The sequence below is a fragment of the Glycomyces buryatensis genome (genome assembly GCF_004912275.1).
GTDB classification, from domain to species: domain Bacteria; phylum Actinomycetota; class Actinomycetes; order Mycobacteriales; family Micromonosporaceae; genus Glycomyces; species Glycomyces buryatensis.
In genome coordinates, this window is the sequence record NZ_STGY01000001.1 from 1 (window position 1) to 12,217 (window position 12,217).

Annotated in this window: 11 protein-coding genes; 6 read left to right on the forward strand and 5 right to left on the reverse strand. The window is 66.8% G+C overall.

All coding sequences use genetic code 11. The features are described from left to right. Positions 1-126: 126 nt before the first annotated feature. Entirely contained in the window at positions 127-864 is a 738-nt protein-coding gene (locus FAB82_RS00005) for a phosphotransferase (protein WP_136532484.1), read from the reverse strand. A 181-nt stretch (positions 865-1,045) separates the two neighbouring features. Here FAB82_RS00005 and FAB82_RS00010 point away from each other — a divergent pair, with 181 nt between their 5' ends. Then, a complete protein-coding gene (locus FAB82_RS00010) occupies positions 1,046-1,285 on the forward strand; it encodes a hypothetical protein (RefSeq protein ID WP_136532485.1) in 240 nt (79 codons plus the stop codon). A gap of 23 nt (positions 1,286-1,308) precedes the next feature. On the opposite strand, the gene FAB82_RS00015 is transcribed toward FAB82_RS00010, so the two are convergent. Then, positions 1,309-2,295 (reverse strand): SRA domain-containing endonuclease, encoded by a 987-nt coding sequence (locus FAB82_RS00015; protein ID WP_136532486.1) that lies wholly within the window; start codon positions 2,293-2,295, stop codon positions 1,309-1,311. A 206-nt stretch (positions 2,296-2,501) separates the two neighbouring features. Between FAB82_RS00015 and FAB82_RS00020 the strand changes: the two genes are divergently transcribed. The 3 genes from FAB82_RS00020 (at position 2,502) to FAB82_RS00030 (ending at position 7,933) form a co-directional block, all read left to right on the forward strand. Further along, positions 2,502-3,137, forward strand: a complete 636-nt coding sequence (locus tag FAB82_RS00020) for a flavin reductase family protein (protein WP_342799426.1) — start codon at positions 2,502-2,504, stop codon at positions 3,135-3,137. 75 nt (positions 3,138-3,212) lie between these two features. Continuing rightward, on the forward strand, positions 3,213-4,853 hold the full coding sequence (locus FAB82_RS00025) for an FAD-binding dehydrogenase (protein ID WP_136532488.1): 1,641 nt from the start codon (positions 3,213-3,215) through the stop codon (positions 4,851-4,853). 392 nt (positions 4,854-5,245) lie between these two features. Next, a complete protein-coding gene (locus FAB82_RS00030) occupies positions 5,246-7,933 on the forward strand; it encodes a transglycosylase domain-containing protein (protein WP_168801350.1) in 2,688 nt (895 codons plus the stop codon). A gap of 36 nt (positions 7,934-7,969) precedes the next feature. On the opposite strand, the gene FAB82_RS00035 is transcribed toward FAB82_RS00030, so the two are convergent. Beyond that, positions 7,970-9,193, reverse strand: coding sequence for an amino acid deaminase/aldolase (locus tag FAB82_RS00035; RefSeq protein WP_136532490.1), 1,224 nt, complete (start codon positions 9,191-9,193; stop codon positions 7,970-7,972). A 75-nt stretch (positions 9,194-9,268) separates the two neighbouring features. Here FAB82_RS00035 and FAB82_RS00040 point away from each other — a divergent pair, with 75 nt between their 5' ends. Then, positions 9,269-10,576 carry a D-arabinono-1,4-lactone oxidase gene (locus FAB82_RS00040; protein ID WP_136532491.1) on the forward strand — a complete coding sequence of 436 codons (1,308 nt, stop codon included), beginning with the start codon at positions 9,269-9,271 and terminating at the stop codon, positions 10,574-10,576. Between the two features lie 116 nt (positions 10,577-10,692). After that, positions 10,693-11,442, forward strand: a complete 750-nt coding sequence (locus FAB82_RS00045) for a hypothetical protein (protein WP_136532492.1) — start codon at positions 10,693-10,695, stop codon at positions 11,440-11,442. A 43-nt stretch (positions 11,443-11,485) separates the two neighbouring features. Here the strand turns inward: FAB82_RS00045 and FAB82_RS00050 are convergent, their stop codons facing one another. Then, positions 11,486-11,935, reverse strand: coding sequence for a type II toxin-antitoxin system VapC family toxin (locus FAB82_RS00050; protein ID WP_136532493.1), 450 nt, complete (start codon positions 11,933-11,935; stop codon positions 11,486-11,488). After that, positions 11,932-12,180: a ribbon-helix-helix domain-containing protein gene (locus FAB82_RS00055; protein ID WP_136532494.1), complete on the reverse strand. Its 249-nt coding sequence runs from the start codon at positions 12,178-12,180 to the stop codon at positions 11,932-11,934. Before FAB82_RS00055 ends, FAB82_RS00050 begins: the two co-directional genes overlap by 4 nt. Positions 12,181-12,217: the final 37 nt, after the last annotated feature.

The following is a 12,217-nucleotide window of genomic DNA, read 5'->3' on the forward strand; positions in this document are numbered from 1 at the left end:
CTCGAGACGGCCCCGTCACATTATTCCTATAAGGACCCTTAACCGCAATCACCCACTGCCCGCAAGTCGACGAACTCTCTTCGCACTACAACCCAAAGAGTCTCTTCGAACCGAAATGTCAGCCAGTCACATCGATGTGCCGTCGCGACAGCGCTCAGCATCGCGCCGGTACATTGCCGCATGCTCGGTGAACTCCTGCCGTCCGGTCTCGGTGGCGCGTCGCTCAGTGAAGGCCGCCAGGTCCTCCAGGCGTCGGGCCGCCGCTTTCCGAACCTCCAGGGGAGTGAAGTCGGCTCCGTAGGTCTCGATGAGTTCCCCGAGCCGGTCCTCGCGCGAGCCATAGCGGGCAGGGTCGAACCCGGCAGCGTCCTCGGCATAGGGGATGAGCCGGTATGCGAGGTAGGCGAAGTCCCAGATGCGCGGTCCGGGCGAGGCCATGTCGAAGTCGATGACGCCGACAAGCCGATGTTCTCGGACGATGAGGTTGTACGGCGCGAAGTCGTTGTGGCAGAGGACCTCGACGGGCGAATGCGACTCGCTGCGCCATACGACGCTTCGCGCGACCAGCGGCTCGCTCGCGTCGTGAAGCCTTCGAAGCAGGGCACCTGCGGCTCGCAGAATCGAAGGCCGCCATCTGGTCTCCGGCGGCGCCTGCTCGAGTGTCACTCCCTCGATGAAGGTCAGGATCTCCCTGCCTTCGGGGTCGATCCCACGTGGGCGCGGCGTCTCGGGGATCCCGGCTGACTCATAGGATCTGAGCAGTTCGTGCACGGCTTCAGTCCATTCGCCGCTGACGCGCCGTACGGTGCCACCGATTCTGACCACCGGATCCATATTGCCACCGGACAAGGTCTCAACTTGCATCGCTTCCTCGACTCCCTCCCCTGTCCGCCTCGCCATCCCCACCCCGCCTTCATACCGCCATACGGCCAAACCGCCGATTATTCACGTGGACGAACAACCCACGGAATCCATAACTGTCGGTATCGGGTCGCATACTTGCCGCACCGGGTCAGCCCCGGCGCAACCGCACAGGAGGAAACCGATGGAAACGCCCGAACTCGACCGCCTCGCCGACGCCATCACCGACCTCGCGAACGTCCGCGCCCGAATCCCTCTCGACCGTCTCCTCCGCGAAACGGCCCTCAACATTCTGATCCTCACCAGGATCGCCACCAACCGCCTCCCCGACCGCCAGCGCCGAGACGACATCGACGAATCCTGCGATCACCTGGTAACGCAACTCCGCCAATGCTCCTGGGAGCTCCCACCGGGCAAGGGGTGAATCTGGCTTGATCCGCGCAGCGGCTACTCGGCGTCAAGCTCGACCGGCCAGCCGACGAACGTGCCGTTCTCCTCGTACACGACCGCCATGCCCTGCGATTCGATGAGCTCGCGGAGATCCTCGATCGGAGCTTCAGGCAGGAGCACCGCCGTCCGGCGGGCCCGCACGTTGCGCTGGTAGTCGTGCAGCTGGCCGATGGCCAATCGGATCAGGTCCCGGCTGGCCCGGCTCTTGGCCTCGTACAGGACATTGTCGGTCTCGTCGTGGACATCGGTGAGGAAGGAGGCGGGAACACCCTCGATCGTGATGCGCTTGCGCTTTGCCACATGACCGTTCGCCTTCAGGAATGCCGTGTATCGATCGATGAGCTCGGCCTCGCGCCGTTGCATGTCGGTGCGGGCGACGGACTCGCGGGTGATGGGCTCGCCGGAATTCGACTCGAGTTCGACCGCCTCGACCGTCGTCGCCTCGACTCCGTGTTCGTCAGGCCGGAGATCAAGCGTGATCACAGTCGTCTCGATCGCGGGGCGCATGAAGTCGATGCCCGCCTGGTAGGTCTCGCCGAGCGGTCTCAGACGAAACGTGATGAGATCCCGGATGGTTCCTTCGCCGTCGGGGGCCTGGACCACCGTATAGGGCTTCATCCGGTCCAGCTCGAACTCGCCTATGTATCGGTGCAACTTGGCGTCGCCGCCTGGCACAGTCCCGTCCGCGATGAGCACTCGGAGCACGCGGTGCTGTTCTCGATGCCGCAGGACTCTCTTATTTATCCCGCTCAAACCCTGGTTTCCGGTCTTGCCCTCGGCGCTGTATTCGAAGACCGGCCCGAACTCGTCCGCATCGGCCGACCACCCGTCGCGATAACCGTGTTTGGGCCCCTCTTCGAGGTCGGCGTAGATGAGGACGCAGTCCTTGCACAGCACGATTCCCGTGAAGAGCCCACCGCCGTACACAGCCCTGACCTCTTGCCGGGTGTACTTCTGCCCCAACGCGATCGCTTCGTCGCCCATCGACCCAATCTACCGTTCGCTCACATCGTTCGCACTCCCGCCGACGATGCGGGAGGGGAGTTCGGCGAGGCGGCGGAGGCCGGAGATCTCATGGGGTGCACCCATGCCGCCGCTAGCCCATGGAACGCGATGTCGATCGGTGGCCAGCAGGTGAGTCGCACGGCTGGTTGAGTTGGCGGCTCGGACCTATCGAGTTGGAGCCAGTCGTGCATGTGACCACCGATCTCAAGGTGTTGTATTTCGGGACCCCGGTGGTGCTGATCGGCAGCCGCAATGAGGACGGGTCGGCGAATCTCGCGCCGATGTCCTCGGCGTGGTGGCTGGGGCAGCGTTGCATGCTCGGCATGGGGAACCGTTCCAAGACCGTGGCGAACCTGCTGCGGGAACGGGAGTGCGTGCTGAACCTGGTCTCCTCGGACATGGCGGGCGCCGTCGATCGGTTGGCTCCGCTGACCGGGGCCACTCCGATACCAGAGCGCAAGGCCGCCATGGGGTATCGGTTCGAGGCCGACAAGTTCGGGGCGGCCGGGCTCACACCGCAGGCGTCCGAGGTGGTCAAGGCTCCTCGGGTCGAAGAGTGCCCGATTCAGCTCGAATGCCTGGTCGAGAGCGTGCATGCGTTCGGGGAGACGGCCAGCGCCATCGAGGTCCGGGTGGTCCGGGCGCATGTCGAGGAGCGGCTGGTCATTCCCGGGACGGATCATGTCGATCCGGTCGGGTGGGATCCGTTGATCATGAAGTTCTGCGAGTTCTTCGGCGGCGGGTCGCAGGTCCATCCGTCGGCCCTCGCGGAGGCTTGGCAGATGCCGCACCGGCGATCGGGGCGGGCTCCGGTCGGTTGACGGGCTGCTCGGGCCCTGGTATACCTCCCCTACGCGCTGGTAGGCGTGTCCTTTGTCGCTTGGGAAGGCGGAACGGTGGACAGTGACGTCATCGTTGTCGGTGGGGGTTTGGCCGGGTTGGTGGCCACTGCCGAGTTGGTCCGGCTGGGGAAGTCGGTGACCCTGGTGGAGCAGGAGGGGTCGCAGTCGCTTGGGGGGCAGGCTTTCTGGTCCTTCGGAGGATTGTTCCTCGTGGACTCGCCCGAGCAGCGGTTCATGGGGGTGCGGGACTCTCGGGAGTTGGCCTGGCAGGACTGGGTGGGGACCGCCGGGTTCGATCGGCCCGAGGACGCCTGGCCGCGGAAGTGGGCCGAGGCCTATGTGGATTTTGCCTCCGGGGAGAAGCGGGCCTGGCTGCACGGCTTGGGGGTTCGGTTCTTTCCCGTGGTGGGGTGGGCCGAGCGTGGGGGTTATACCGCTCAGGGGCATGGGAACTCGGTTCCTCGGTTTCACATCACCTGGGGCACCGGTCCCGGGATCGTCGCTCCGTTCGCTGATCGAGTTCGCGCGGCGGCCGGGGCCGGGTCGGTTCGGCTTGCCTTTCGGCATCGGGTTGATTCCCTGAACGTCTCCGATGGCGTCGTCACCGGTGTCTCCGGGTCGGTGTTGGCCGACGATGACTCGCCCCGCGGGGTTTCCTCCTCCCGAGAGGTCGTCTCCGAGTTCAGCCTTTCCGCCGAGGTCGTCGTCGTCACGTCCGGTGGCATCGGGGGGAACTTCGATCTGGTTCGGGAGAACTGGCCTTCCCGTATGGGGGCCGCGCCCAAGCACTTGATCAGTGGGGTTCCCGCTCATGTCGATGGGCGGATGCTCGGGATCTCCGAGGATGCCGGGGCGAGCCTGATCAATCGGGATCGCATGTGGCATTACACCGAGGGCATCCAGAACTGGGATCCCATCTGGCCCCACCACGGGATTCGGATCCTGCCCGGGCCCTCCTCGCTGTGGCTCGACGCGACCGGGAACCGGCTTCCGGCGCCGCTGTTTCCCGGGTTCGACACCTTGGGGACGCTCGAGCACATCATGTCCACCGGTCATGAGCACTCCTGGTTCGTCCTCACCCAGAAGATCATCGAGAAGGAGTTCGCGCTTTCGGGGTCAGAGCAGAACCCGGACCTGACGGGCAAGAACCTCAAGCTCCTGCTCAAGCGCGTCCTGCCCGGTGCACCGGGCCCCGTCGAGGCGTTCAAGGAGCACGGCGCGGACTTCGTGGTGGCCGATGAGCTCGATAAGTTGGTCGACGGAATGAACGCGCTCACCGCCGAACCGCTGCTCGATCCCGCCCGAGTGCGGGATGCCGTGCACGCGAGAGATAACGAATTGGCCAATACCTTCACCAAGGATCTCCAGGTGACCGCGATGCGCGGGGCCCGGGCCTACCGCGGGGATCGGCTCATTCGGGTCGCCACCCCGCACCGGCTGCTCGATCCGAAGGCCGGGCCGCTCATCGGGGTGCGGCTCAATATCCTCACCCGCAAGACCCTCGGCGGACTCCACACGGACCTGGACGGGCGGGTCCTACGGGCTGATGGAGAGCCGCTTCCCGGCCTGTTCGCGGCGGGTGAGGCGGCCGGGTTCGGGGGCGGCGGGATGCACGGATACCGTTCCCTGGAGGGGACATTCCTGGGCGGTTGCCTCTTCTCGGGCCGCCAGGCCGCCCGAGGCGTAGCAAGCTAGAGGTGGGGACTGCTAACACGCGTTCCCCTCGCTCCTCGCTGCGCAGGTGAGAGACGCTTCACTTCGCTTGACGTGTCGCATGCCGGGTCTAAGGTGGTCGTGAAACGGTAGTTTTCACCTGCGAAACTGAAGACCTCTCGCCTACCGGGCGTGCTCCGCTATCATCCAAGACCTTGCGAGTGCGGCCCCCGGACCGGCACCGATGAGCACGTGGATGGTTGAGCATGAGCGACTACGAACGCCCCGGCACCGGCCCCTCGGCCGGTCCTCCCGGCGGCTCCCCTCCCCCGGGCGGTTACTCCCCACCTGTCGGCCCCACCCCGGGCCGGGCCCCGCAGTACGGCCCCGCCTCGACCCCTGGCGCAAACCCTCCCAACGTGAGCCCTCACAGCGTGAACCCTCACAGTGGCCCGCCTCACCAGGGCGGCCCCGCTGTGCCCGGCGGCCCCGGAGATCACGGCGGCGCACCCGGCAATGTCGGCCGCGCCTCGGTCGTCGGCGCCGTCCGCAAGACCATGCCTCTGGGTAAGAAGCCCAAGTCGAAGTCCAAGAAGCGCATGTCGATGCGCCGCCGCCGCGTGTACGCGGCCCTCATCATGGCCGTGCTCATGATGCTCGGCGCCGGGACCGTCGCCGGGGCGACCTATTTCGAGAACGTCCCCGAGCCGAAGGACCTCGCGTACGGCGAATCGACCACCATCACCCTCGCCGACGGCACCCCCGTCGCCGGCTACGGCGAGTACACCCGCAAGCTGGTGGACGACTACGAGGAAATCCCCGACGAGGTCGTCTGGTCGCTCCTCGCCTTGGAGGACAAGAACTTCTTCGAACACGACGGCGTCGACTGGAAGGGCACCACGCGCGCCCTGGTCAACAACGTCACCGGCGGCGACACCCAGGGCGCCTCGACCATCACCCAGCAGTACGCGGGCATGGTCGAGGACATCCGCGGTGACATCTCCTACGGCCGCAAGGCCAAAGAGGCCATCATGGCCATGAAGATGGAGCAGGACTACTCCAAGGAGGAGATCCTGACGCACTATCTGAACCTGAACTTCTACGGCCGCGGCGCCTACGGCATCGCCGCCGCCAGCGAGGTGTGGTTCGGCGAGAAGGTCAAAGATCTCGACTGGGGCCAGGCGATGATGCTGGTCATGCAGGTCAAGGCGGGCGACGGGTCCTTCGACCCGCGCGTGGCCGGGGAAGACTCCACCGCGCCACAGGACCGCTGGGACTACGGCATGAACGAGCTCAAGAAGATGGGCCACATTGACCAGGCGGAGATCGACGCCGGCATGCCCGAGACCGAGGAGTCGCTGGAGAACCCCGGCACCTGGGGCAACAACACCCCGACCGGCTTCCTCACCAACCCCACCGACGGCTACATCTGGGACGAGCTCTACAGCCGCTACGGCCTCACCCAGAACGATTTCTACGGCAAGGACGAGGACACCGGCGGCTACACCGTCGAGCTCACCATCAACTCGAAGGTCCAGGACGCCGCCGAGGACACCGCCAGCCGCGGCGACCTCAAACGCCAGGAGGAAGACGGCGTACTCGTCGACGACAACGGCGATCCCGTGGAGGAAGAGGCGGACGCCGCCGAGTACGAGAACGAGGACGGCTACTACGAGTTCAAGAACGACAACGAGAACGCCGCGCTGTACAAGCAGAACCCGTCGATGGCGAACGCCGTCGTGGCCGTCGAGCCCGGTACGGGCCGCGTCCTGGGCTACTACGGCGGCGAGAACGGCCTCGGTGTCGACAAGGCCGGGTTGGAGAACCCGCACCCGCCGTCATCGACGTTCAAGATGATCACCGCCGCGACGGCGGTCAAGAACAATGCCTCGATCGACTCCTGGTGGAACTCCGACTCCCCGCGCGAGTTCGACTCGCTCGAGGACTTCGAGGACAACGCGATCGAGAACGCCGGCACCGACGAGAACACCGACCGGACCCTGACCGACGCGGTCCGCGACTCGCGCAACACCCCCATGTACGCGATCGCCGAGAAGTACGGTGCGACCGCGATCCTCCAGACCGCCATCGACATGGGCCTGCGCACCCTCACCCAGACCGAGGACGGCGAGCCGGTCACCTACAAGTTCTACCGGGCGGACGACGGCACCATCACCTACTCGCGCCACGGCGTGCGGGAGCTCGACGACGGCACGTTCGAGACCCTCGACAACGGCAATATCAACCCGATGGCCTCGCTCGACGGCTACGAGGACGACGAGGTCACCCCGAAGACCACCGAGCTGGACCTGGAGTCTAAGAACTCGCCGTTCTACTACCACATTGGATTCGGGCAGTACCCGACCACGGTGAAGGACATGGCGACCGTGTACGCCACGATCGCCGCCGACGGCGTCTACAACGAGACCCACTTCGTGGAGAAGGTCTACGACCGCGACGGAAACGAGTACCCGGAGCAGCGCCCGCTGGAGCAGACCCAGGCGCTCACCACCGAGATCGCGCGCAACCTCCAATACGTCGGCTCGACCATCGACGGCGACGGCGGCGCGATCGACCGCCCCTACACCGGCAAGACCGGTACCTGGGAAGCCGCCGAGGAGTTCAGCCCGGCCAACGCCCACACCTGGTACGTCGGCGCGATCCCGCAGCTGAGCATCGCCACCTGGGTCGGCAATGCGACCGCCGAGTCGGCGCCGCTGCTGAATCCCGAAGGCAGCATCGACGGCGTGTTCGGTTCGACGCTGAGCTATCCGGTGTGGAAGCAGTTCATGGAGGGCTCGATCGACGCCATGGGCTACGACTCGCAGGCCTGGGGCGAGGCCGCCCACGTCGGCAGCCCCATCACGGATGACATCGAGAACGAAGACGGCACCATCGACCCCAGCAGTCCATATTGCGCGGCCAACCCGACCGATACCCGCTGCGGCGTACCCGGCGGCGACGGGGGCGGCAATGGGAACGGCGGCGACGAGAACTGCACGCCGATCCAGGAGATGCTCGACCTGTGCGAACAGGGTGGCGGCGATGGCGATGGCGACGGTGGCGGTGGCAATGGGAACGGAAACGGCAATGGGAACGGCGGAAACGACGACGACGACTGAGTGAGCGCGTTCGTCTGGGGGGCGTTTGTGAACCCCCTAGACGAACGCCTTGCCCTCGCCCCGGTACGTCGGCGCCTCGTCGATGATCTCACCGCGCGAGACCAGGTGGATCTCGTTCACCCGCTCCGCCAGCTCCCCGGCCTTGGCGTGCCGCATCCACACCCGTGAACCGATGACCAGACCGTCGGCGGCCTTGCCGCGCAACGGGGTCTGCACCTCCCCGGCGCCCTCAGTCCCGGCGAACGACATTCCACTGGGGAACGTCGGCTTGGGCAGCCGGTCCTTGCCCGGCACCCCCGAGGCGATCCAGCCGCCGCCGAGCGCGGTGACCATGCCCCGCCGCGGCCGCCGCACCACCGGCAGCGCGAAGAACGCGGCCGGGAGCGGGCGGATCGACCGGTAGCCGTCGAACAGCGCCGGCGAGTACAGGCCCGACCCGGCGGCGACCTCCGTGACCGACGGGTCCCCCGCCGTCCACCCGATCGAACCGGTCCCGCCGCCGTTGACGAACTCCAGATCGGCCACGCCCTGCACCGCCGCGACGGCGTCCGCGCGGCGCTCGGCCAGCTCGGACTTGGAGATCCGCTGCATGAGCCGCACCAGCGGATACTGCAGGGCCGCAGCGCTGAAGGCGTCCTGCACGCCCGCGATCTGGCCCTCGTAGCCCATGATCCCGACCAGGTTCACGCCCTGGCGCTTCTCGATCTCGTGCGCCATCGCGAGCGCCTGCTCGGCCGAGTGGACCGGCGAGCGGTGGGCGCCGATGTGGACGCGGCCGCCGAACAACTCCAGCGACATGTCCAGCTCCAGGCACAGCCGCAGCGGACGCGACGGATTCGGTTCCACATTGCGGCGCAGGAAGTCCAGGTGCTCGACGGAGTCGACCATGAGCGTGATGCGCCGCGCGGCCTCGTCGTCGCCCGCCAAGCGGCGCAACGCCTCCACGTCGGCCGTCGGATATCCGACCACGATGTCGTCGAACTCCTCCGCGAGCCACAGCGCCTCGGGGAGCGTGAAACCGAGAATGCCGCGGAACCCGGGCTGGGCCAGCGCCCTGCGCATGAGCGTGCGGCACCGCAATGACTTGCTGGCCAAACGGATCGGTTTCCCGATCGCGCCGCGCCGCAGAATGGCGGCGTTGGTGTCGAAGGCACCGAGGTCGACCACGGCGAAGGGCGGCTGCACCCCGGCGGTCGCGCGGCCCAATTCGGCGAACAGGTTCTCGGCGGGGCCGTGGCCCAAGTTGGTCCGGGTTACCATGTCGCTTCCCTTCCCTGGTCAGATGCGGTTAGATGAAAGCTACCGTCACGTAGAACGATCACTACCGGAGGCCCCGTGACAACCTCTCTGTGGCAGAACTGGTCGGGTACCGAAACGGCCGAACCCTCGCGGGTCGCCAGACCCGCCGAAGTGGACGATCTGGCGGCCCTGGTGCGCGCCGCCGCCGACGACGACCTGCGCGTCAAGGCCGTCGGCGCCGGCCACTCGTTCAGCGGCATCGCCGTGCCCGAGGACATTATGGTCGACCTCGGCGACCTGGACCAGGTGATCGAGATAGACGCCGCCTCCCATCTGGCCACCGTCGAGGCGGGCATGCCGCTGTGGCGCCTCAACCAGGTGCTGGACGCGCACGCGCTGGCGTTGGAGAACATGGGCGATATCGACCGGCAGACCATCGCGGGGGCGATCTCGACGGGCACGCACGGCACCGGCGACCGGTACCGCGGCTTCTCGTGGCAGGTCGCGGGCCTGAAGCTGGTCCTGGCCGACGGCACCGTGGCGCGGTGCTCGGAGAACGAGCGCCCGGAGCTGTTCGCGGCGGCCCGACTCGGTTTGGGGGCGTTGGGGATCATCGCCGAGGTGACGATGCGCTGCGTCCCGGCCTTCCAGCTGCGGGCGGTCGAGAAGCCCATGCGGCTGGAGGTGGTGCTCGACAGGCTGGACGAGCTCGTGGCCGAGAACGACCACTTCGAGTTCTACTGGTTCCCGCACACCGACCGGACCCTGACGAAGCGGAACAACCGCTACTCGATGGACGAGCGCGGCCGGGCCCCGAGCCGGCTCTCGTACTGGTGGAACGAGGCCTTCACCGAGAACACGCTGTTCGAGGCGGCCAACCGGGTGGGGACGCGGTTCCCGGGGTGGGTGCCGGGGATCAACCGGCTGGCCGGGCGGGTGTGGAGCGCCCGCGAGTACACCGACGTCTCGCACCGGGTCTTCACCTCGCCGCGGCGGGTGGTGTTCCGCGAGATGGAGTACGCGGTGCCGCACGAGAGCCTGCCGCAGGTCTTGAGGGACTTGCGGGACATGGTGGAACGCGAGGGCCACCACGTCTCCTTCCCGGTGGAGGTGCGCTTCGCGGCCGCCGACGACGTGTGGCTCTCGACCGCGCAGGGCCGGCGCACCGCGTATGTGGCCGTGCACCAGTACCACCGGCACGAGTACGAGGCCTACTTCCGCGACTGCGCGGCGATCTTCGACGCGGCCGAGGGTCGGCCGCACTGGGGCAAGATGCACTGGCTGGACGACAAGAAGCTGGACGAGCGCTACGAGCGCTTCGCGGATTTCGTGGCGGTGCGGGACGAGGTGGACCCCGACCGGCGATTCGGCAACGCCTATCTGGAACGCGTGCTCGGCGCTTGACCTCCTTCCCGCCCTGAGGAACGGAGCATCCTCGTGGCGCCGGGCGATCGGCGACCGGCTGGCTGGAAGGCGCTAGCCTGGGGGTGCCCCGCAGCTCCCATAGAAAGTGCCCCATAGTGACTGACCAGCAGCCCTACGGCCCCCAGTACTCCCAGCCTGGGCATCCGATGCACCCGCCGACTCCGCTCGGGAAGAACCCCGAGCGCTCCTTCGAGGACAAGATCAAGCTCGGCCGCGATGTCACCGTGGGGGTGGTGCTGGTGCTCGCCGGCAGCGCGTTCACCGCCGCTTCCGCCTGGTACTCGATGTTCGTGGCCGACGCGTTCTGGACGCCGGTTCCGGTCTCGCTGCTGGCGGTCGCCTTCGTGCTGTTCCTCGCCCAGGTCTGGTATTTCGTGCTCCGGGAGGGCCTGACGCCGATGATCGCGGCGGCGATCGGCGTCCACCTGGTGCTGTTCGCCATGCCGATCCTGATCTTCATCGGCGTCAATGAGCAGGTCCTCACCGAGCGCGGTGTCACCGAGTCCTGCACGGTCACCTCGCAGGAGAAGACGTACGTCCGCAGCGACGGGGAACGGAAGCCCAAGTACGACCACACCATGGAATGCCCGGAGGGCGGCGAGTTCGATCTGCGGACGTCGCCGAGGCAGCGCCACGACGTCGGCGAGTCGGTCGTGCTCACGTACGACCCGGAGGGCCGCGCCGGTCACCGCACCGGTGAGCCGAGCGGGTCCCCGCTCGCGCTGTTCGGCGGGATCGCGGCGGCGGTCTTCGTCGTCGGCACGGTGGTGCGGGTGATCTACCTGCGGTTCAGGTTCCGCCGCGGCGCCAAGCGGCGGGCCGCGTTCGGGGCACCGGGCCTTTAGGAGGCTCACGGGTACGGGCGGGCCTAGGGGTGTTTCGGAACCCCTAGGCGCCCTGGCCGTCCCAATCGAATGGCAGAATCTCGAACGCGTCGAACCCGGCCGTGAGCGGCCTGATCGCGCGAAAATCCCGCTGGTCCAGCGTGAAGATTCGGTTGGTGTCGTACCGATCCGCCAGCGCCACACCGACCGTGTCGGCGAGATCGAGTTTCAGACCGCGGTAATCAAGCCTGAGCTGGTTCGCGGTTGCGAAGTCCTCATAGCGAATCGACGCCAGCTGGTATCGACCGCGTTCGAATCGGACCAACAGCGCCGCAGCGACCTCGACCGCGAAGTCGAACCCGCCTTCACGGCGCGCCAGATGGTCGAGCTCCGTCATGACCAGTGGGGAGACGAGCAGCGACTCGGTCTCCATGATCTGTTCGGCCGCTTCATGATGCGGCTGGCCTTCATCGAAGGCGGCGAGGACTGCCGAGGTGTCTGCGACGATGATCATCGCTTCTGCGCGCGCCGCTTCATGCTCTGGTAGATCGCCTCGTCCATCTCATCGACGGTGAGCGGCTGCTCGCTGCGGTACTTCGGCAGAGGCGGCAGCGGGTCGGATTCCCCGGTTCGGATAAGCCCTTCATCGATGAATCGGCGCATGAGCTCAGCTTTCGAGGCACCCAACTTCCGGGCTACTGCCTCCAGCCGCATGTCTGCGGCCTCATCAAGGTAGATAGTGCTCTTCTTGCGACTCATGCCATCGATGGTACCACCCGTTGATATTGCCAGCGAT